This is a genomic window from Megalodesulfovibrio gigas DSM 1382 = ATCC 19364, assembly GCF_000468495.1.
Classification (GTDB): Bacteria; Desulfobacterota; Desulfovibrionia; order Desulfovibrionales; family Desulfovibrionaceae; genus Megalodesulfovibrio; species Megalodesulfovibrio gigas.
Window position 1 is genome coordinate 3,526,356 of the sequence record NC_022444.1, and the last position, 21,200, is coordinate 3,547,555.

Consider the following 21,200-nt stretch of genomic DNA (forward strand, 5'->3'; position numbering starts at 1 on the left):
TGTAGTGATTATATTTGTACGCAGTATCGGGGTTTTTCCCGTTGCCGTGGTAATCTATTATGTATATATACATGATACTGGGATGTTGCAAGGAGATGGACACACCCCCTTAGGGAATAATCTGGATGCAATGGAGGGGTGGCGCGCGGACAACACATTAAAATCATAGATCATATTCTGCTTGGCCGTGATTGACCATAAGTGAATCGGCAAATGCGGGTTTATTTGGATCCATATATGTCGGCAAGAGACTACCCCTTCCCCAGCAGATCCGTCAGCTTGCGGGCCTCCAGGAGTCTGGCGAAGGTGGTGTAGCGCGGGCTTTGCATGGCGCCTGGGGGCGCGTCGCCGTAGGGAATGGGGGTGATGGGCGTGGCTTTTTCGGCGAGGATTATCTTGTACTTGCCGCTCTCGCCGTAGGGTTCGATGCGGGCCACGGGGGCGTAGTGGGTGATGGCGGAGATGGGATGCGTCTGGTAGCCGGCGATATATTTGATCTTGTCCAGCATGCCACCGGAAATGCGGATGGCGTGCCAGACGCCTTCGCCCAGAAAGGCCTTCTCGAAGCCGTCCTTCTGGGCCGGGACGATGACGGTGTCCTGCTCGCCGCGCTTGAGGGGCTGCGCCGGGGCGCCCGTGGGCACCACGGCCTTGGGGATTTCGAAGGCCCGCAGGCCCACCAGGGGAAGAATCTGCAGGATTTCCGCAAGAAAGCCTTGGGTATCGGCCTTTTCGGCCTCGCTCAGGGCGGGCTCCTGGGGGGCGTTGCCGTTGTCCAGGTGGCAGCGATTGGCCGCGGCGGCCTGCCTGAGGAGGGCGTATTCCAGCCAGGTGACATGGGCGCGATTCAGGCCGGTGCTGCTGGAGACAAAAATGATGCCCCAGTCCCAGAATTCCTTTTTAGCGGCGTGGGAATCCAGGCGATTGCCGACGCCGTCGGCCTGGCCGATGTACAGCGTGGGGAGGTCGTCTTCCTCGCCGCGATAGCCCACGAGAATGTAGACCCCGGTGCGCTGCATCTCCGGCCGCTGGCGCACGTCCGGCCACTTGGCGCGAGGAAATACCAGCCCCAGGCCGGTCCAGTTCATGCGATCAATAATCCGAACGCCTTCGGGATCGCCGTCAGGCACGAAAATGCGGATGGTGAAGGGGGCGGTCATGGTGATAGTTCCACGGCACAGTTTGGCGTTAGAAAGCGACAGGGTTAGCGGTTGAAATACACAGCATCCCGCTCATCTGTCTGCACAAATTTGTATCCCATGGAGAGTGCCACGCTACTCCAAACAGCACAAACCTCATCTTCAATGCCTGCGGGCAATGTGGGGCATTCTTTAACAAGAGCACTGAGTCGCTCCGCCAGAGCATTTTAATCTTGAAAAAATCTATATCCGCAGGAGGCAAACCACCCTTTTGCGTCCTGGGCTGTGACGGCATCCAGGGCCGTGGCAATGGCTTTGAGCAGTGTCTCTTGCGAACGAGCCTTTATGGATCGTAAGATCTGCTTTACTTTGCTCCACATCTTTTCAATGGGATTGAAATCAGGGCTGTATGCTGGCAGAAGAAGCACTCTTGCGCCTCGTTGTTCTATGAGTACTATAACTTTTTGGTCTTTATATGCAGAAAGATTGTCCATTACGACAACGTCGTCGTCGCGGAGGCGTGGTGCAAGCATTTTTTCTCTATTTATGCGGAAAATTTCAGCGTTAACAGCACCATCAAAGACAACGCATTCCGTACTTCCATCCAGTCGAATGGAAGACAGCATGGTCGTCGTTTTCCAATGGCCATGTGGGGCGGCGTCCACGCAACGATTGCCATAAAGCGCTCGACCATAGAGGCGGGTCATATTCGTTTTGGCGCTGGACTCATCCAGAAAGGGCACCCTGGAAATTCGATGGCGTCTGCGCTACACTTCGTCATGGCGGGCGTCTCTTTGATTTCTAGTCTAGGCAACTGAAATCTAACAAAAAAAGAGACTGCCCGCCACTTTTTTGTGCAATATGCGGGCTAGCACCAGCTCCGACGATTTTCGGGCATTTCTTGACCTGCATCATGGGCAGGTGCACCGCCCTGCCCTATGGTCGGCTCCAGACCAATACATCCATCACCAAGGAGCCGCCATGACCGCCGTCCCCGGAGCCATCCAGCAGCGCGACAAGACCACCTGGGCCATGAAGCCCCGCGCCCCCATGGGCATCGTCACCCCGGACGAACTCCGCCGCATTGCCGATGCCGCCGCCGCCCACGATGTGCATGCCCTGAAAATCACCTCCGGCCAGCGGCTCATCCTGCTGGGCATCCCTGAGGATCGCCTTGCCTCCCTGCAGGAAGCCCTGGGGCCCATGGGCCAGCTCTGCCGCAATTACGTGCAGGCCTGCCCCGGCACGGACCACTGCAGCCACGCCGTGCAGGACTCCCTGGCCATGGGCAGACAACTCGAAGCGCTGGTGTTCGGCCGGGAGTTTCCGGCCAAGGTCAAGCTGGGCGTCTCCGCGTGCCCGTTCTGCTGCGCGGAAAGCCAGGTGCGGGATATCGGCCTGGTGGGCCGGCGCAAGGGCTGGCACGTGTATGTGGGCGGCAACAGCGGCACCAAGCCCCGCGTGGCCGATCTGCTGGCCACGGACCTGAGCGATGCCGACGCTCTGGACCTCGTCCGCCGCTTCCTGGATCACTACGCCGCCACCTGCGTGGGCAAGGTGCGCGTGGCCCGGTTTGTTCAACAGCAGGGCCTGGAAGCCATCCGCACCGCCCTGGGACTGCCTGCCCCGGCCTGAGCTTTACCACATTAAATCCATAGATTATGCTGATGCAAACCGCACAGGAGCATCGAGCATGCAAATACTGTTGATTCTCTCCAGCAACGATCCGGAAATCAAATGGAACGCCCTGCGCTTCGGCAATTTTCTGCTCAACGAAGGCGAGGAGGTCTGCATTTTCCTCAACGGCCCGGCCGTGTCCTTGTATGATGGCGACAGCGGCCAGTTCCCCATCGCCGAGCAGGCCAAGCTCTTTGCCCTGAGCGAAGGCGTGCTGGCCGCCTGAGGCAAGTGCATGGGCATCCACGGTGTGGATGCAATCGAACACGCAGCCCTCTCCACCATGAAGTTCCTGTACGCCCAGATGCAGCAGGCGGACAAGATTATCTCGTACTGACGCCCGCGCCCCAGCGCCCCACCCGCGCTGACAAAAAAAATGCGGCCAGGCGAGAAAGTTTCTTGACACCCACCCCTTCGAGGGGTAGACACCATCTCTCGCGTCGGGATGTAGCGCAGTTTGGGAGCGCACCTGAATGGGGTTCAGGGGGTCGAAGGTTCAAATCCTTTCATCCCGACCACAGATTTCCCCAAGAAAATGGGCCGGTTAACTGACAAGGTTGACTGGCCCATTTTTCGTTGCTGTCAACCTCCTGGTGAACCTCTGGTTGACCGGGGTGTTGGAGTGAACTGTTTAAGCAACTGTAATCACTGTGTATGATGGTGTATGAAAGGGATGAAGTCTGCCCCCTAATTTCCCGGGTGCTTCAGACATCCTTCTGCTATTTCCTCAGACATGCTCCAACACCGTATGAGACATGAGGTACGGGGTGCTGTTTCATTTTGGGCGTATCTTTGAAAAAAAGGAGGGACCTTTCTGCCCCTCCGTGTCCAGCTAATCCAGTTCAGGTAGCAGGGCCGCAGCCCGTTCCTCATCACCGGGCATGATGTGCCCGTACCTGCCGAGGGTCATGGACGGATTGCTGTGCCCCATCATTGAACTGACCGTCCTCACCGATGCGCCCTTTGACGTGTAGAGTTCAGCCACACTATGATGGTGAATGGTGGGAGGTAAAATGAGAGCACTTTCTGTTTCTTTTATGAACGATTTGTTGGATAGAGACGGGATACTATATTCTCTTGTGGAACGAATTAGGCATGATCACACCTTAATGCTTTCAATTAGAAAAGATTTTATCAATGTTTACTATCGTGGTGGAAATATCTTGAGGATAAAGGAAAAAGGTTCTGGTTGCTACAGCTCATTCTTTGATTTTAACTACAATAGACTAGATGCCCCATGCCCAACACTTCCAGATATAATTAATGAGAAAAAGGACTGCATCGCGTGGGTAAAAGTTCTGCAAGAATTGAAAGGAATGATGGACTGCTACTTTTCTTTAAAATGCAAGCCTGAGCGCGAGTTTCAACAATTAGTTGCTCGAGAAAACAACCAATCTACAATTTCGAACCAAAGTGAATACTTTATTACAGACATTGAATTTTCTGATTCTGATATAGGTGCAAGGTTTGACATGCTAGCTCTTCGTTGGCTTGCTTCTCAGCGTAAAGACACAAGTAGTTTTCGACCCGCCCTGATTGAAATGAAGTATGGCGATAATGCTCTAACTGGCAATGCAGGGATAATTAAGCATCTTCAAGATATAAATTCATTGATTGATGATAGAGGTAGATATCAACAACTCCTCGAAACAATGGAAAGTCAATTCAGTCAACTTGACCAGCTTAATTTGATGCGATTCAACAAGATATCAAATTGGACAGGTGTAAAAATTGATTCTAATGTAAAACCTGAAGTTGTTTTTATTTTGGCTAACCATAATCCCCGGAGTAATGTTTTGAAGTCGATACTAAGCGATTCGGAAATTGATGAATTCGAATGTTCTCCTGATTTTGATTTGAAATTTTTTGTATCGCGCTTTTCTGGTTATGCACTACACGCTGAGTGCCTTATCTCATTGGCAGATTTTCGGAAATTGATATGATGCAATTCGACTCTGCGTATACAGGAGAGAATTGTGCTGAATGAAAAATATAGAAGGATATCATTGGTCTGTAGCTCAAAACGGTACCGCAACCCCGGGAAGCCTCCTGGTGAACCTCTGGTTGACCGGGGTGTTGGAGTGAACTGTTTAAGCAACTGTAATCACTGTGTATGATGGTGTATGAAAGGGATGAAGTCTGCCCCCTAATTTCCCGGGTGCTTCAGACATCCTTCTGCTATTTCCTCAGACATGCTCCAACACCGTATGAGACATGAGGTACGGGGTGCTGTTTCATTTTGGGCGTATCTTTGAAAAAAAGGAGGGACTTTGCTGCCCCTCCGTGTCCAGCTAATCCAGTTCAGGCAATAGTGCCGCAGCCCGTTCCTCATCACCGGGCATGATGTGGCCATACCTGCCGAGGGTCATGGACGGGTTCGAATGCCCCATCATGGAACTGACCGTCCTCACCGATGCGCCTTTTGACAGCAGGGTGGAACAGAACAAATGCCTGATGTCATACGAAATGATGTCATCGGAGATACCGGCGTTCTTGTATGCGGTTCTAAACGCCTTGCTGATGCGTTTTACCGGACGTCCCTGGTATTCAACCAGAAAGGGTGTCTGTGCCTCGGCCTTCTTGCGTTCAAGTTTCTCCAAAAACTTCGGAGACACCTTCACACGTCTCCAGGTCTTGGTTTTCCTGCCGTAGATACGCACGTAGCCGTTTTCCCAGTCCACATGACGCCACTCAAGGGACAGCAACTCGGACTGTCCCGTACGGACACCAAGGTTGTAGGCTACCTCTACCGCCCATGCCAGATGTGGAGGGGCAACTTCGATGATCTTTTTTACGTCCTCATGGGTAAGTTTGAAGTCCTTGGGGGCCTCTTTTCTCTTGGACCAAAGCTCCAACGGATTTCGAGTAATCAGCCGATGCTTGACCGCCCACTGGAACATGCACTTGAGATAGCTGATATACCTGTCGATAGTGATCGGTGAACGTCCCTTGCGGATGCGGTGTATGAAATTGACCAAGTACTGCTGGGTCAACTGGTCCACCGGCATCAAGGCAATCTCGGGTAAGATTTCCTTGTTGAGCATGTGGGCGAAGTCGTCTACCCAAAGGGCACGGCCAGCGGCCTTTTTGTCCTGATACCATGCTACAGCGATTTGATCCGCATAGACGGGCTGCCCTGGCAGGAACGGAGTCGAGGAAGTCGCCTCCTGGTTGATGGCTTCTTTTTTTGTCTTCAAGGCCAGGTCGAAGGCCTTCGCTTCTGCAAGGGCTTCTGGTCCTCTACCGAAAGACCGGTTCTGCTGCTTGCCGTTCTCACGGTAGCGGACGAACACGGTCCCATTGGGGCGTTCATGTACGCTCATGATTTTGCCTCCTTACAGGGGGATGGTTTGAATCTTGCGTTTGACCGGCAGGTCCACTTTTGGCTTCTCAAGGAAGCACTGTGGATCGGCCATGAAAGCATCAAGGTCCGACTGGGCGAATCTGTTATTGAAAGGACCACGACGAGGGATGCGATACTTCTTCACGATGGTGCGGAAGTAATCGTAGTTGTAGTCCAAGTAGCTTGCAGCAGACTGCGTGGTATGGTAGGGTCCAACTGGTGCGCTCTTGTCCATTTGGCACATGTAACAGAAAGATATAAATTGTAAATTATACAATCCTGATCATACAAGAGTCTTCTACATCTCCAACAAGAGCTTCAACAGATGGGTATAGATGCTTCATCATCGACCCCAAAAGCAGGGCTGAGAGAGCCAACTTTTTTTTCATACGCTCTTGGTGGCAACAGAAAATAGATTGTAGTTTAAGATATTTGTTTCAAAAATTAAAAAATACGACCTCAAGCAAAAGGGGCAGGTCAAAGCCCCCTTTTGACCTCAGATGTCCTTGAGCAACACCGCCTCCACCTCCTCGGCCTGGATGCCCATGTAGCGCATGGTGACGGCCGGAGTGCTGTGATTCAGCCGTTTGGCCAGAACTTCCCAACTGGTGCCGTGAACGGTTCGTTGCATGTAGGTCCATGTTTTGCGCAAAGTATGCGCACCGAAGTTGCCTTTTAGATTGATTGCCTCGCACCATTTCTTGACGTATTTTGTCACTGCAAATGTCGTCAAAGGATAATTGTGACCTTTCCGGCTTTTGAATAAGTAATGCCAATCTTCCAGTGAAGTCGATGCAAAGTACTCTTGCAATGCACTGGAGATTTCTTTGTTAATCAACAGTACATTCGATTTTCCAGTTTTCTTTTCCTTGATGCTAACTCGTGCACCAACGGCCAGGTTTCGTACATCCGATACCTTGAGGGCCAACAAGTCTTGTACCCTAAGGCCAGAGTTGATGCCCATCACAAACAGCAGTTTGTCTCGTGGGTTGTCCGCCAACAGTCGTTTGATGCTGCGGATGTGGCGCAATTCGGTGATCGGTTGGACTTTCATAGCTCATCCTCCTGGAATGTATGAATTTAGTTGTCCCGTATGGTTTTCGGACATTGAAAACCATTGAAACGGGTTGGCCGGCCAGGGATTTCACTGTAACCAGTTGAAAATCTTTTAGAAAACTTGAAAAGTACCTTAAATGCCCGTTATTGCTAAGAAACGGACATTGACCCGTACTTTCGGATATCTATAATTGAACCTCGAAATCGCCAGAGGAGAGGACCATTGCGTAGGCGGAGGGGCACAAAAAAAGGCCACCCGGGTTGCGGTATGGCCTTGCTGTGGATGCGTACTACGGCATTCGACGTGTGATGATTATTCTTTCCTCGTCCACAGAAAGATCGAACTCGTCACCCTCCTGGATTGGATCGCCGTTCAGGCCGATTTGTTTGAGATGCAACTTGATTTCAAGCTTTTTGTTCACCCGAAGTCTAGAAGCACTCTTAATGAACAATCCGTTGATCTCGTAGAATGTTTTATCCAGGTCACACAGCTTTAACAGATGTTGCCGTAAAACTTGCTTGTGTTTCAGACCCAATCGGTCCATAATAACATCCGCATGCAGCCCTTCGAGTATACATTGACGAAGAATCGAAGGATTATATTTCGATTCTGCACGTCTTGAAGATCCTACTTCAAGTTCAATGTCATTTACAGGTTCTTTCTTCTTGCTCATGGAACACTCCTTCGTATTGCAATATTGTTTTAATGTAATATATCTTTAGCTCATCATTGAATTATAGATAAAACAAAAGGTGAGTTTTGCCGTTAAGTACAGCAACACTCACCTTTGCATTTTGTCAAACTATGCTAGAGTAATTTCTTAATTATTGTCACCAGAGCATTTTTGATTATCTCTCTGATGATGTCAGATGAAAACAACAGTTCAAAGAATCCAATCACCATTGTCATTGTTTGAACCTCCTTGATGAAATGAATGACATAAACAAAGCCCGAGGCCGCACATGCATGCAGAATCGGGCTTCATTTGCGATGGCAACTTGAGCTCTTGCCATCACTTTTAATCAAATATCTATCAGTATTGATTGAAAATGCTGCTGCCTTTGGATTCAATGGAGTGAAAACTTTTCCAAAGATATAAAGGTGAAATATTCAGAGTTATTTTAGAAATGAATAAGAAAAATGATGAACGAAAGGGTTGCTTCGCCCCCCCCCAGGGAGGTATTTGGGGATATTTGGGAGATATTAGGGAGATATTTTAAAATATCACCCTGCGATAAACCCTTAAAATTTAATGAAAAATTTCATTTTAGGGAGATAAGGGAGATATTTTTGCAAAAATTGAATTTCAAATTTTATAAATTTTATTAAAATTTAAATTTTAATTTCCATATAAGTGTCATATGCTATCTATTGTATTTACATTGTATTTAATTTTTATATTGATCTTAACCTTCATGTTCATCTAAATTATCATTGAAGTATATATTTAATTTATAATTCAAATGTATATTAATATTAATTGTAATCAATGCTTATGATATGCTTATTAGTTACAGTTAATTATATTATCAATCTAACATTGGTATAATATACTTTGAATTGGTTATATTAAATGTTATTATACAATGATAATATGATTATAATATAGTTATTAAGCTTAATAGAAATTTTAAATTGAAGTAGCAGTTACAGGTACTATCAGTGGATCATAATTGATACACATATTATATACAATGATTCGAATGAATATAAATATTAAGTTGAAGTATGAATTGAATATATATTAATGACAATTTATATGAAGGTAAAATTAATATCAATATAAATACTGAAGTCAATGTAAATACATAGATGTAAATAATATTTTCCTTTGGGGAAAAGGAAATCAAAAAATTGAAAATAGTTTTTTGCGAAAATATCTCCCATATCTCCCTAAAATCAAATTTTTTTAATATTTTCAATAATTTATGTGAGGGAGATATTTTTAAATACCTCCCTGGTATCTCCCAAATATCCCCAAATACCTCCCTGGGGGCGTCAAGGACGAGCCTGGAACCAAAAAACGTGCTGGTGCTGTCCGACTTGTCAGACTTAAGCTTTGTTAAATGTTACCACCGAGACGTTTCCAAGTCCTCTATCGATAGAAACGAGCCATCCAAATTCTTCGAAGATGTGTGTCATTGAATTGATCTTCCTACTCATGGAATTTGGAGCGGCGGGGAGCTTTTTCGGATCAATTGAGCAAACCTTCGCGTACGCCATTAAGTCTTCAAAAAAAACTTTCATTGGAACATGGTCGACTTGAACCTGAGAGACATAATCATAAATCAATCCAGGCAAAGGATCATCGGCAACGCTTTCCAATAACGAACCCTGTTGACTCAAGCGAAGTTCTGCCAAGAACCGATCACCAGTGAAACCATTTGCAAGTGCTTCGCTGACAGCATATCCGAATTTTGCAAAGTGAGCCAAGCGAGGCAGATTGTTAATCTTCAAAGTCTTTTCAATTTCGAGCGCCTTTGGTATTATATTGAGCAAGCCGCCTAAGATGTGAGATTTCCGTGAAAGATACCTTGCCGTCAAAGACTCGTCTGTTGCACGTATTTTTATTCTTTCGAAACGGATGATGAGTGATCTATCGATCAGATCAGAAGCAGTAATCGGATTGTTTACAGCAGTCATGATGACAGCGCGTTGAAAAGGGAGCGTTATCATATCACGATTCGAGTACAACTTGCGCTTACTAAGAGAACCGCCAGTGCAAGCCATGCATAATGTGTTAGATTGATCGTCTGACCGGGTTGAGCCATTTTTCAAAGACGTCCAGGGTCAAGGCCCTGGCATTGCGGTTCAGACGGTAGCCACCTATCGCAGCAATCTCGTTCATCTTGTCCACAATCTGCTCGCGGGAGAGCCCGCACCGTTTGGCGGCGCGGTGCATGGCCGCCTTGAGCAGCGGCTCCACATCAGGGAGCTGGTTTTCGAACAAGGAAAGCTGCCGCATCCGATCTTCCGCATTCTTCGGACATTGACCCCGGCAAAGGCGCGGGGTACTTTCAAAACGTAAGGGTACAATCGGTGTCCTTACGCCTTTTTTTCTAGGCTTAAAATTATGGCAAGTCAACCACCAAGCGCATCTTGGCATGTTTTTTTGTGCCTGAAGCTCATGATTGTGGCAGTGTCAAACCTCAGGCAAGCGTCCGGCAAGAGTCTTTATGATGGAAAAACGTTCGTCGGCCTTGAAGCAAATCCAAACCGCCTTCGGAGACAGATTGAAGGCGCGGCGAGATTTATTGGGCCTAACGCAGGACGTTGTAGCTCAAAAAACTGGCATTAGCCGCGCGGCCATCCAAGCCTACGAGTCTGGCAAAATTCCCAAGGGAGATTATTTACTGACGCTGTCCGAAGTCTTAAATTGCTCCGTTGATTGGCTTCTGAAGGGGGGCATGACATGTGAATGTGCTCCTGTGCCCGTTGCAAATGGAGCTCAAACAACCCCTGCTTACCCCCAGCCTCCTGAAGAAGACTTCAAAATGTCGGACATGGTCACAAAGACCATTGAAGTTTTGGAGTCAGACACAATTTACAGGACCGCGCTCGCTAGCAATATCAATGCGTTTCACCAAGCGGTGAGAAGCGAACGGCTGCTTGCCCAACTGGAGGAACGTGTGGCGGTACTGGAAGCCAGGGAAGAACGCTGGGCGCAGATCGAGGCCAGAATGGCCGAGCTGGAAAGGGAGAACGCGGGCCTAACGCGCAGGCCGGAACGTCAGGACGAGAACACCGCAAAGGCGGTGGGTGCGGACGGGTAAGGTGATTACCCTCATATTTAATTAGGAATTTCCCTGAAATATGTCAAACGAAATGTGCAAGTACGACAAGGTTCGCGGTAACCGCCACAATTACCATTCTAGCATATACTTAATCACTCAGGCGTAAATAGGATGACAGTTTGAATATGTGCCTGTCAAACTCGGAACTTGTTCGTAGTTAGGGACCTAAGCAAATGGCCAGAAAAGGCGTCATGTGTAGAAAAATCAGCCACCTGCGGCGAACTCCGAACTTGGCGCAAGGTTCGGAGTTCAGTTCGGAGTTCGTTCGTAGTTAGGTGCCTAAGTAAATGGCCAAAATCAGGCAAAAATAAAGCGCAATACACCAAAATAACGAGATTATTTATCAGGCCGCTTGCGTCAAAGCCAAGTTCCGAGTTGTGCCAAATCCCCCGCGAACGCCAGATTTTGCGCCAAATCCCCCGCAAATGTCCGGGTTCACCAGGCCGCCCAAAATGCCTCACAAGCCCGCCGAATCCCAAGCACATCCCGCCAAGTCCCTCCAAATCCCGCCATATCCCGCTGCGCCAAATCCCCCGCTAGCTCACAGCCCTTACAGCGATTTTTTTGTACCCATACCGTACCCAAACGGGGTACACCAAAGAAAAAGGCACCTAGGTGTTTAGCCTAAGTGCCTGTATTCTCTGGAGCCGGCGAGGAGAGTTGAACTCCTGACCTGATGATTACGAATCAACTGCTCTGCCATCTGAGCTACGCCGGCATGGAGAAGGAACGATCAATTACACGCTGGACGCCGGGCGTGTCAAGCAAAAAAGCCTGTGGCGCGTCTTAGCGGTTCATCACGTCCAGGAACTCGCGGTTGGTCTTGGTGCCGCGCATCTTGGAGAGCAAGAAATCCATGGAATCCATGGAGTTCATGGGAGCAAGCACCTTGCGCAGGATCCAGACGCGGTTCAGCACCTCATCGGGCAGCAGCAGTTCTTCCTTGCGGGTGCCGGAGCGGTTGATATCGATGGCCGGGAAGGTGCGCTTTTCGGCGATGTGGCGATCAAGGTAGATCTCCATGTTGCCGGTGCCCTTGAATTCTTCAAAAATCACTTCATCCATGCGCGAGCCGGTGTCGATGAGGGCGGTGGCGATGATGGTCAGGCTGCCGCCTTCTTCGATGTTGCGGGCGGCGCCGAAGAAGCGCTTGGGCCGCTGCAGGGCGTTGGCGTCCAGGCCGCCGGAGAGCACGCGGCCGGAGGAGGGGGTGACGGCGTTGTACGCCCGGCCCAGGCGGGTGATGGAATCCAGCAGCACCACCACGTCGCGTTTGCGCTCGGTGAGGCGCTTGGCCTTCTCCATAATCATTTCGGCAACCTGCACGTGGCGGGTGGGGGGTTCGTCGAAGGTGGAGGAGACCACCTCGGCCCGCACGTTGCGTTCCATGTCCGTCACTTCCTCGGGGCGTTCGTCGATGAGCAGGACGATGAGGTAGACGTCAGGATGGTTGGCGTTGATGGAGTTGGCGATGGACTGCAGCAGCATCGTCTTGCCCGTGCGCGGGGGGGCCACGATGAGCCCGCGCTGCCCGCAGCCGATGGGGGAGAGGAGATCCACCACGCGGCCCGAGAAGTTGGACTCGGTGGTCTCCATGATGTAGCGGCGGTCGGGATAGATGGGGGTGAGGTTATCGAACAGGACGATGTTCTTGGCTTTTTCCGGCGCTTCCAGGCAGATTTCGCTCACTCGCAACAGGGCAAAGTAGCGTTCGCCTTCCTTGGGGGGGCGAATCTGGCCGGAGACGATGTCGCCCTTGCGCAGGGAGAAGCGGCGGATCTGCGAGGGGGAGACGTAGATGTCGTCCGGGCCCGGCATGTAGCTGTACATGGGGGAGCGCAGAAAGCCGAAACCGTCGGGGAGAATTTCCAGCACGCCGTCGCCGTAGATGGCGCCGTTCTGGGAGGCGCAGCTTTGCAGCAGGGCGAAGATGAGCTCCTGTTTGCGCATGGAGCTGGCGTTTTCGATGTTGAACTGCTCGGCCAGCAGCATGAGGTCGGTCATGCTTTTGAGCTTGAGCTCGGAGAGGTGCAGGACGTTGTCGCTGTTGCCGTTTGGCTGTTGCTGCTGGTGCTGCGGGCTGCGGTTGCGTTTTCTGCCATGGCTTTTGCCTGGGTGGGCCGGGGCAGGCTGTGCGGGGGGCGGTGCGGCCGGGGCTGCCGCAGGAGCTGCCGCAGGAGCTGCAGCGGTGGGCGGGGCAGCCTGGTTGCCGTTGCCGGCGGGAGCAGCCGGAGCAGCCGGCGTGTCTTGCGCCGGGGGGGTCGGCTGTGCCGGCGTAGGTTGCGCGGGGTAGGAGGCAGCAGGTTGCTGCATGGGGACTGTGGAAGGGGGAGTCTGCTGCATGTGAAAATTCTCACAAAAAGATGCTGGGAGATGCGTCAATGGTGGAAGACAGGCCTGCACATGCGCAAGATGCAGCAAAGCATGCTTGCAAGAAATTTTTGAAATAGATGGTACGCAAAGTAGCTGGGTCGAGCCATGCGACGCCGGAAAATACAACCGTGAAGCATGGTATGTACGTTTGGGGCAACGTCGGAATGCTGTACAGGATCATTCGCCGCAATGCAAGGGGCAAAGAGTCGGGTGCAACATTCCATGCCGGGTGAAATGTTGAATCGAAAATCGCTCTCAAGTTGTTGTTTGGGGTACACTCATGCGTTGGTGCACACCGCATTCTTGCGCAATGCAAGGATGATGCAACAATCAACCGTCAGACTGATGCGGAAAGATATCAATGCAAAATCGCCTGGGGCGATATGCGTTCAGGAGACGGTGGTGTCAGACCAAGGAGAGGGCAGGGAGTGCCTCGCCGCAGTGGGCAGGCGCAACGCCATGAGCACCTTTTCAATACCGCAACCTGCGGGTAATGGCAAGGGGCCCTGGCGGAGATTTCGGCCCAATTCCGAAGCGTTTGGCGAAAAACCCAGGCTGTTCCTGGCGCGCGGCACCTCTGGCAAGGGCGAGGGGGCGCTATTCCTTGCCTTCGGCGGCTTTGTCTGTCGCCTTTTCTGCGGCCTTGTCTGCCGGTGGTTTGAGCACGTCCTGGAACAGAGTCTCAATGGACGTGCGAATGTGTTCCTGATCCTGGCCCAGGGCGTAGGAGAGTTCCATGGTCAAGAGGCCCATGGCCTGTTCCAGGAGCCGGCGTTCGCCGAAGGAGAGTTCCTTGTCCCGCCCGATGAGCAACAGTTCCTTGAGCACATAGGCCACGTCTGCCAGGTTGCCGCTCTTGAGTTTTTCGGAATATTCCCGGTACCGGCGGTTCCAGTTCTGCCCGGAATACCCGGTGAAGGTGGAGCGATCCTTCAGGGATTCGACAATGGCTTCCCCTTCGTCGGCGGAGCATACGGAGCGCAAGCCCACAGCGCCGGCGTTGCGCACGGGAACCATCAGGGTGACATTGTTGGAGAGAATCCGCACGATGTAAAATTCGGCCGAAGCGCCGCCGACTTCTTTCGTTTCGATGCGATCAACCCTGCCAACGCCCTGCGCGGGATAGACCACCAGTTCTTCCACTGCGAACACGAGCACCTCTTGCCGGTGAATTTTCACTCGGTCGACACGTCGCCACGCGGGACGTCACCGGTCGTACGAGAAAAGAATCATATCGTAAAATTGGCGCATCGTCCATGGTCCGCAGGCCATCGCGCCGCAAGTGTTTTTCTACTGTCCTGGCGTGTCAGGACTGGGCTGGGCGGAAGCGATTCACCCGCTCCTGCGCCCCTTTGCGTTCGCCGGCAAGAAACTGCAGCACGCCTGTGGCTGCTTCTTCCAGCACGGTTTCCAGCACGGGGCGTTCCTGGGGTGCAAACCCGGTAAGCACGTAGTCGCGTGTTTCACCGGGGGCAGGCCGGCCCACGCCCAGGCGCAGGCGGTGGAAGTCTTCGCCCCCCAGGTGGCTGATGACGGACCGGATGCCGTTGTGTCCGGCAGCCCCGCCGCCGAACTTGAGTTTCATGCGGCCCAGGGGCAGGTCCAGTTCATCGTGCATAACCAGGACATCTTCCGGATCGATGCGATAGTACCGGGCGGTCTGTCCCACGGCTTCACCAGAAAGATTCATGAATGCCAGGGGCTTGATGGCCAGCCAGCGAAGGCCGGGGCCGTCGAGCCGCCAGAGCTGGAACTTGCCGGGTTTGTCCTGCTGCAGGCGCACCTGCCAGTCGCGCGCGGCGTCCAGGCGGCGCAGCACTTCGTCCAGCACGAGAAATCCGAAATTGTGCCGCGTGCCTTCATACTGCCGACCCGGGTTGCCCAGGCCGGCCACAAGGCCGGCAAACACGTCTGCCATGGCATTGGGCTCCGGGATGATTCTGGCAGCAGGGCGCGGGGGCAGGCCGCGAGAAACCCCGGCCAGAGGCAGGCCGCCTCCAGCCGGGGTTGGTCAATGCTGCAGGGAAGCGGAGGACTATTCCTTGCCGCCGGGGCCAGGAACCGCCTTGCGGGTGGCCACCACGCTCAGCAGGGCATAGTTCTGCTTGTACACGGCTTGCACCGCCTCGGGCAGGACCACGTCCTTGACGGTAAGCGCATCGCCCACCTGCATGTTGCTCACGTCCAGGTCCACGCAGGCCGGGATGTCACCAGGCAGGCAGGTGATGATGATGGTGTCGTGGAAGGTTTCCATCATGCCGCCCAGCTTGAGGCCGGGGGCTTCGCCCACCTGGCGCAGGGGGACATTGAGGGTGACCTTCTTGTCGAAGTCCACGCCATAGAGGTCCAGATGCACCACCTGACGCTTGAAGGGGTGCTTCTGCACCTTCCACACCAGGGAGGGCCGGCCTTCCTCGCCGTCAATCACCAGGGAGAAGAGTTTGCTGGTGCCCACCTGACGGTAGGCCTTCTCGAAGGCGAGGGCGTCGATGGTCAGGGCGATGTTTTCGCCGGACGCGGTGTAGTAAATGGCGGGAAATTCGCCAGCCACGCGCAGACGACGATTGGGGCCCTTGCCGGCAGAGTCGCGCCGAATGGCAGCGAGAGTGATTTGCTCAGCCATGATCAATGTGCTCCTTCACATGCACCGGCGGCGCGTTCAGACGAACAGGACGCTCACCGAGGATTCGGTATGAATATTGTGGATGGCCTTGGCCAACAGACCGGCCACGGACATGACCTCGATCTTGGGGCAGGCCTCCTTCTTTTCACCAAGGGGGATGGTGTTGGTCACCAGGATCTTGGAGAATTTGGACTGCTGCAGCCGTTCGATGGCCGGACCGGACAACACAGGATGGGTGGCGCAGGCGATCACTTCTTCGGCCCCCGCAGCCAGGAGCACGTCGGCGGCGGCCACAATGGTGCCGGCGGTGTCGATCATGTCGTCCAGCACCACGGCGCGCTTGCCTTTCACGTCACCGATGACGTTCATGGCCTTGGCTTTGTTGGGTTCATCGCGACGCTTGTCGATGATGGCCAGGCTGGCGCCCATGCGCTTGGCGTAGGAGCGGGCGCGTTCGGTGCCGCCGGCATCGGGGGACACGCAGACGATGTCGCCCTCCAGGCCGCGCATGTATTCCAGGAATACTGGCAGCGCGTAGAGGTTGTCCACGGGAAGGTCGAAGAACCCCTGGATTTGCCCGGCGTGCAGGTCGATGGTGATGAGCCGGTGCATGCCGGCCACAGTCAAAAAGTCAGAGACCAGCTTGGCGCTGATGGGCGCACGGGGGACGACCTTGCGGTCCTGCCGGGCGTAGCCGTAGTAGGGGACCACCGCAGTGACCCGGCCGGCGCTGGCGCGCTTGAGGGCGTCCAGAATCAGGCACAGCTGCATCAGGTGGAAGTTGACCGGCGCACACGTGGGCTGCACGACAAAGACGTCGTTGCCGCGCACGTTGTCCTTGATCTCCACGCGGATTTCGCCGTCGCTGAAGGTCTCGGTCACCGCCGGGGTCAGCCGGCAGCCAAGGTGATCGCAAATCGCATACGCCAGCTCGGGGTTGGCGGTGCCCGTGACTATCTGCAGATCTCGGCTCATGACGGTTCTACGCTTGCACCAGTCCCGCTGGACCGGCGGCCGCTGTGCGCCCGCTTGCGCATGGCGCGCAATCAGTTTGGAATGCGTCCGGACCGGGCCAAGCCCGCGTCAGGGCGCAAGAGTCCAGGAGCTGCACGGCGGAACATGGTGCTCCGGCCGTGCTGCTCCCGGACGAAAAAAAATGGCAGGGGCGGAAGGATTCGAACCCTCGAATGACGGGACCAAAACCCGTTGCCTTGCCAGCTTGGCGACACCCCTGCATCACATGTGGCTGCTGAACACCCGCCCCGGACCGATCCAGGCCAGGGCCTCGGCCTGCCGGGCAAAGCTCCCGGCCAGTTCCGAGTTGCGGAACAACGCAAATACGCTTGACCCACTGCCGGAGAGCAGCACTCCCGCAGCGCCAGCCCTATAGGCCAGATCCTTAAGGAGAGTCAACCGGGGCTCACGGGGCAGCACCACAGGCTCAAAGCTATTAAAGAGCACCACAGCGTCAGTGAAAATGACGTCTTTACGCGTGCCGAATGGGCTTGTCAAGGCCGGATTGCCGCCGCCGGGCATTTTGCCGTGCTCACTGTCCCATGTTGCGTACGCCCAGGCCGTGGACACGGGGATGGCCGGGCTGCACAGCACCAGCATGAATTCAGAAAGGTCAATATCCACAGGGGTCAGGCGTTCCCCAATGCCCTCTGCCAGGCAGGGCCGGCCTCCCTGCAAAAAAAAGGGCACGTCCGCGCCCAGGGCGGCAGCCAGGGAGGCCAGGCGCGATGCCGGCAAGGCGTTCGCGCCAGCCAATTGATTGAGCACCAGGAGCATGGCCGCGGCGTCTGCGCTGCCGCCGCCCAGGCCGGCACCCACGGGGATGCGCTTTTCCAGGTGCGCCGCCACATCCATGGACTGTTCCGCCGCCTGGACAAAGGCGGCATATGCCCTGGCCACCAGATTTTCCGGGCCGGCCAGGGCAGGATCGGAACAGGAGAAGCGCAGACCGCTGCCGGGCGCGCCCGGCGTCACGGTCAGCGTGTCCGTGGGGTGGGCCAGGGGCCAGAACAGGGTGGCGAGTTCATGGTAGCCGTCGGGCCGACGGCAGCGGATCTCCAGGAACAGATTCACCTTGCAGCCCGGGTGCACGGTGTGCGCCGTCATGGCCGGGGCGGCGTTCATTTGGAGGGCGGCAGCACGGCCAGGGTTTCCAGCACGATGGAATCGTTGGTGAAGACGCACAGTTCCGCGGCAATGCGCATGGATTCCATGGCGGTCTTGTCGCAGGGCAGGTGCGCGTGGCGGGTCAGGGCACGGGCCGCGGCCAGGGCATAGGGCGCGCCGGAGCCGATGGCGGCAATGCCGTCGTCGGGCTCGATGACGTCCCCGGTGCCCGAGAGCATCAGGATGGAGGAGGCGTCCGCCACCAGAAGCATGGCTTCCAGGCGGCGCAGGTACTTGTCCTTGCGCCAGTCCTTGGCCAGTTCCACGCTGGCGCGGACGATTTGTCCGGAAAATTCCTCCAGCTTGGCCTCGAAGCGCTCGAAGAGGGTGAAGGCGTCTGCCGTGGCGCCGGCGAACCCGGCCAGCACCCGATCCTTGTACAGCCGCCGCACCTTGCGGGCCGTGTGCTTGATGGCGATGCTCTGGCCCAGGGTCACCTGCCCGTCGCCGGCCATGGCCACGCCGGTAGTGTCCTTGACGGCCAGCACCGTGGTGCCGCGCAGGAAGGGGAAGGATGAATCGGTGGTGTTGTTCATGCGGATGGTGCTCCAAAAAGCCGCGTGGCGACGCGGGTCCAGGTCTGCAGGGCGGCGTCGGCATACAGCCACATGGCCGCCTCGTCCACGCCGGGGGCCTCCTGCAGGCCCTCGGTCAGGGCGGCCAGGGCCACGGCGGCGGCCTCGTCCACGGGATAGCCGTATACGCCGCAGCTCACGGCCGGAAAGGCCACCCTGCGCGCGCCGTGCGTGCGGGCCAGGCGCAGGCTTTCCAGATAGCAGGCGCGCAACGCCGCGGCCTCGCCTTGCTTTCCGCCCCGCCAGATGGGGCCGACAGTATGGATGATCCATCTGGCCGGCAGCGCGAAGCCGGGGGTGATGGCCGCCTCGCCTGCATGCAGGGGGCCCCGCTGGCGGATGATTTCCTGACAGGCCTGCTGCAGGGGCTCCCAGCCGGCAGCCGTGTGGATGGCGCCATCAACGCCGCCGCCGCCGCGCAGTCCGGCATTGGCAGCGTTGACGATGGCGTCCACGGGCGCGGTGGTGATGTCCCCCTGCCGCAGGCAGAGCCGGGCGGCGGGCAGGGTCCAGCAGGCATCCATAGAAGTGAATTCCGTTATGATTTTGTCCAGAGATACAGGCCGGTGGCCTCGTCCAGGCCGCGCACCAGGGGGTCGCCTTCCAGTTGCAGGATGCAGGCCTCGGCGGCGAAGATGGGGCAGCCGGCCACGGCATGCCCGCCCAGGCAGCTGCCATCGTGGCGGCTCAGGGTCAGGTGCAGGTGGATGAAAGGTTCGCCGTCCTTGATGGAGACGTTGCCCACGCCGATGAGGATTTCCACGTTCTCGTCCACGGCGTGGTTGATGTAGCGCTGCTCGTCCTGCAGGTAGAAGCCGAGCATGGCCTTTTCCAGCGCGCCGATGACCTGCACCGAGCCGCGGGTGATGTTGTGTTCCTTGCAGACGGCGGTCAATGCGTCCAGCAGATCGGCGCCCTTGGGCAGCCGCTTCAGCAGATGGCTCATGATCGATTCCTGATGAAAATAGCGTGGTGGTGTGGGGGATGCGTCAGAACAACGAAGGCCTGAGGAGCTCTTTGCGCTCCTTCTGCTTTTGCTTGAATCGTTCCAGCTCCCGCTTCTGCTCGGGAGCCTTGGCCAGTTCCTCGGCTTTCTTGGCGTGAAATTCCGTCCGGGACTCATTTTGCAGATAAAAGGCCGCCCAGGCAAGGTGCATGTGGGCGTCGAAATACCTGCCGGCCTGGCCCAGGGCGCGGCCGTAGGCCTCATGGACTTCCGGATCCTCGGGCAACTGGCGCAGGATGCGTTTGAAGGAGTCCATGGCCTGATCGATGTGGCCGGTATCGCCCAGGATGCGGCCCAGGAAGAAATGGGCCATGAGGTCGTCGCGGTTTTTGGCCAGGGCCCGCTGCAGCAGGGACGTGGCGGCCTGGAAGTCGCCCTGCTGGAACTTGAGCCGGGCGTATTCGCGCAGGAAGAGCGGGTCGTCCCCGCTGCAGCGCAGGCCGTCGTGGAAGGCGGCTTCGGCATCGTTGAAGCGGTTCATCCGCGTGAGGACGATGCCGCGGCCCAGGGCGTCCAGGCAAGGCTCTGTCGATTCCTGCCGCTGGAAGTAGGTGATGGCCACCTTGGGGTCCGTGTATCGGGCGCGGGTGAGGGTCTGGATGCGGCGGAAGCGGGTGTTGTCGTCCTTGCGGGCGCGGACATTGGCCGGCAGGCGCTCAATGTTCTGGGAGACGTAGCCGATGCGTTCCGACAGGCCGGGGTGGCTGGACAAATATGTGGGCATGGAGCTGCCAGAGCCGCCCAGCCATTGATTCTTCTGGAGGATTTCAAACGCCCTGTGCAACCCCTGGGGCGGGTAGCCGGCATTGATGAGATATCCCAGGCCCACCTGGTCGGCTTCCTGTTCGTTGTCCCGGCTGTAGGAGAGCAGGGCTGCCTGCTGGGCGGCGGCGGAGCCCATCACCATGCCCTGGCCCTGTCTGCCGCCGATGAACACCCCGGCCAGGATGCCCAGCAGGGACAGCAGGGAGGTGGCGCCCATGGCCTCGATGCGTCGGGCGATGTGGCGTTGCGAGACGTGGGCCAGCTCGTGCGCCATGACCCCGGCCACCTCGGATTCGTTTTCCATGTTCAGCAGCAGGCCGGAATAGACGAACACGTACCCCGCCGGCGCGGCAAAGGCGTTCAGGGCGCTGTGATTGATGACGCCGTGGGTGATCTCGAAGGGCTGCGGGGGCATGGCGGCCTTGAGCTTGCCGATCAGGTCTCCCACATACGTTGTGACTTCCGGATCTTCGATGAGCGGCAGCCGCGAGCGCACCAGGACGTTGAACTTGTCCCCCAGTTCCTTTTCATCCTTGATGCCGAACTCTCCCAGGCCCAGGAAGGCCTCGGCCCTGGGCGCCCAGCCAGGGCACAGGGCCAGGGAGCAGATGAGCACGGCCAGCAGGCCGGTGAAGAGGAGGGTGCGCAGGACATTCATGGCTGGTTC

Annotated in this window: 22 protein-coding genes and 3 tRNA genes; 5 read left to right on the forward strand and 20 right to left on the reverse strand. The window is 55.4% G+C overall.

Annotation, left to right across the window (positions count from 1 at the left end; all coding sequences use genetic code 11):
- Positions 1–251 precede the first annotated feature (251 nt).
- Together DGI_RS15550 and DGI_RS18140 are read right to left on the reverse strand one after the other, a co-directional pair.
- A complete protein-coding gene (locus DGI_RS15550; protein ID WP_021762178.1) occupies positions 252–1,160 on the reverse strand; it encodes a GIY-YIG nuclease family protein in 909 nt (302 codons plus the stop codon).
- 206 nt (positions 1,161–1,366) lie between these two features.
- A complete protein-coding gene (locus DGI_RS18140; protein ID WP_021762180.1) occupies positions 1,367–1,846 on the reverse strand; it encodes a transposase in 480 nt (159 codons plus the stop codon).
- Between the two features lie 274 nt (positions 1,847–2,120).
- Here DGI_RS18140 and DGI_RS15560 point away from each other — a divergent pair, with 274 nt between their 5' ends.
- The 4 genes from DGI_RS15560 to DGI_RS18145 all read left to right on the forward strand — a co-directional run bounded on the left by DGI_RS15560 (position 2,121) and on the right by DGI_RS18145 (position 4,759).
- Positions 2,121–2,774, forward strand: a complete 654-nt coding sequence (locus tag DGI_RS15560) for a nitrite/sulfite reductase domain-containing protein (RefSeq protein ID WP_021760782.1) — start codon at positions 2,121–2,123, stop codon at positions 2,772–2,774.
- Positions 2,775–2,832: 58 nt separating this feature from the next.
- Positions 2,833–3,153 (forward strand): DsrE family protein, encoded by a 321-nt coding sequence (locus DGI_RS15565; RefSeq protein ID WP_021760780.1) that lies wholly within the window; start codon positions 2,833–2,835, stop codon positions 3,151–3,153.
- A 104-nt stretch (positions 3,154–3,257) separates the two neighbouring features.
- A tRNA-Pro gene (locus DGI_RS15570) sits at positions 3,258–3,334 on the forward strand.
- Between the two features lie 495 nt (positions 3,335–3,829).
- Positions 3,830–4,759, forward strand: coding sequence for a hypothetical protein (locus DGI_RS18145; protein WP_021760776.1), 930 nt, complete (start codon positions 3,830–3,832; stop codon positions 4,757–4,759).
- Positions 4,760–5,107: 348 nt separating this feature from the next.
- Here the strand turns inward: DGI_RS18145 and DGI_RS15575 are convergent, their stop codons facing one another.
- The 6 genes from DGI_RS15575 to DGI_RS15595 form a co-directional block, all read right to left on the reverse strand.
- Positions 5,108–6,139, reverse strand: a complete 1,032-nt coding sequence (locus DGI_RS15575; protein WP_021760774.1) for a tyrosine-type recombinase/integrase — start codon at positions 6,137–6,139, stop codon at positions 5,108–5,110.
- 12 nt (positions 6,140–6,151) lie between these two features.
- The gene (locus tag DGI_RS15580) at positions 6,152–6,337 is read right to left on the reverse strand and encodes a hypothetical protein (protein ID WP_144284163.1); all 186 of its coding nucleotides are present in this window, start codon (positions 6,335–6,337) and stop codon (positions 6,152–6,154) included.
- 318 nt (positions 6,338–6,655) lie between these two features.
- Complete coding sequence (locus DGI_RS15585; RefSeq protein ID WP_021760770.1) at positions 6,656–7,213, reverse strand: tyrosine-type recombinase/integrase; 558 nt, start codon at positions 7,211–7,213, stop codon at positions 6,656–6,658.
- 292 nt (positions 7,214–7,505) lie between these two features.
- Positions 7,506–7,889, reverse strand: coding sequence for a hypothetical protein (locus DGI_RS15590; protein WP_021760769.1), 384 nt, complete (start codon positions 7,887–7,889; stop codon positions 7,506–7,508).
- A 1,379-nt stretch (positions 7,890–9,268) separates the two neighbouring features.
- Positions 9,269–9,859, reverse strand: a complete 591-nt coding sequence (locus DGI_RS18575) for a hypothetical protein (RefSeq protein ID WP_144284220.1) — start codon at positions 9,857–9,859, stop codon at positions 9,269–9,271.
- 97 nt (positions 9,860–9,956) lie between these two features.
- Positions 9,957–10,181 (reverse strand): hypothetical protein, encoded by a 225-nt coding sequence (locus DGI_RS15595; RefSeq protein ID WP_051349753.1) that lies wholly within the window; start codon positions 10,179–10,181, stop codon positions 9,957–9,959.
- 211 nt (positions 10,182–10,392) lie between these two features.
- Here DGI_RS15595 and DGI_RS18150 point away from each other — a divergent pair, with 211 nt between their 5' ends.
- Entirely contained in the window at positions 10,393–10,989 is a 597-nt protein-coding gene (locus tag DGI_RS18150) for a helix-turn-helix domain-containing protein (RefSeq protein ID WP_081696708.1), read from the forward strand.
- A gap of 663 nt (positions 10,990–11,652) precedes the next feature.
- Here DGI_RS18150 and DGI_RS15605 read toward each other — a convergent pair.
- The 12 genes from DGI_RS15605 to DGI_RS15660 all read right to left on the reverse strand — a co-directional run bounded on the left by DGI_RS15605 (position 11,653) and on the right by DGI_RS15660 (position 21,191).
- Positions 11,653–11,728, reverse strand: a tRNA-Thr gene (locus DGI_RS15605).
- Positions 11,729–11,796: 68 nt separating this feature from the next.
- Complete coding sequence (rho, locus tag DGI_RS15610) at positions 11,797–13,044, reverse strand: transcription termination factor Rho (protein WP_027192851.1); 1,248 nt, start codon at positions 13,042–13,044, stop codon at positions 11,797–11,799.
- A 936-nt stretch (positions 13,045–13,980) separates the two neighbouring features.
- Complete coding sequence (locus DGI_RS15615) at positions 13,981–14,535, reverse strand: CarD family transcriptional regulator (RefSeq protein WP_021762192.1); 555 nt, start codon at positions 14,533–14,535, stop codon at positions 13,981–13,983.
- Positions 14,536–14,689: 154 nt separating this feature from the next.
- Entirely contained in the window at positions 14,690–15,301 is a 612-nt protein-coding gene (pth, locus tag DGI_RS15620; RefSeq protein WP_021762193.1) for an aminoacyl-tRNA hydrolase, read from the reverse strand.
- A gap of 117 nt (positions 15,302–15,418) precedes the next feature.
- Positions 15,419–16,006 (reverse strand): 50S ribosomal protein L25, encoded by a 588-nt coding sequence (locus DGI_RS15625; protein ID WP_021762194.1) that lies wholly within the window; start codon positions 16,004–16,006, stop codon positions 15,419–15,421.
- 36 nt (positions 16,007–16,042) lie between these two features.
- Complete coding sequence (locus tag DGI_RS15630; protein WP_021762195.1) at positions 16,043–16,981, reverse strand: ribose-phosphate diphosphokinase; 939 nt, start codon at positions 16,979–16,981, stop codon at positions 16,043–16,045.
- A gap of 182 nt (positions 16,982–17,163) precedes the next feature.
- A tRNA-Gln gene (locus tag DGI_RS15635) sits at positions 17,164–17,239 on the reverse strand.
- Between the two features lie 3 nt (positions 17,240–17,242).
- Positions 17,243–18,145, reverse strand: coding sequence for a 4-(cytidine 5'-diphospho)-2-C-methyl-D-erythritol kinase (gene ispE, locus DGI_RS15640; RefSeq protein ID WP_034606944.1), 903 nt, complete (start codon positions 18,143–18,145; stop codon positions 17,243–17,245).
- Entirely contained in the window at positions 18,142–18,723 is a 582-nt protein-coding gene (gene hslV, locus DGI_RS15645; protein WP_021762197.1) for an ATP-dependent protease subunit HslV, read from the reverse strand. The genes ispE and hslV overlap by 4 nt, the downstream gene beginning before the upstream one ends.
- Positions 18,720–19,286 (reverse strand): macro domain-containing protein, encoded by a 567-nt coding sequence (locus tag DGI_RS15650; protein ID WP_021762198.1) that lies wholly within the window; start codon positions 19,284–19,286, stop codon positions 18,720–18,722. Before DGI_RS15650 ends, hslV begins: the two co-directional genes overlap by 4 nt.
- A 14-nt stretch (positions 19,287–19,300) precedes the next feature.
- Positions 19,301–19,708 carry a PPC domain-containing DNA-binding protein gene (locus tag DGI_RS15655; RefSeq protein ID WP_021762199.1) on the reverse strand — a complete coding sequence of 136 codons (408 nt, stop codon included), beginning with the start codon at positions 19,706–19,708 and terminating at the stop codon, positions 19,301–19,303.
- 43 nt (positions 19,709–19,751) lie between these two features.
- Entirely contained in the window at positions 19,752–21,191 is a 1,440-nt protein-coding gene (locus DGI_RS15660) for a beta-barrel assembly-enhancing protease (RefSeq protein ID WP_021762200.1), read from the reverse strand.
- Positions 21,192–21,200 lie beyond the last annotated feature (9 nt).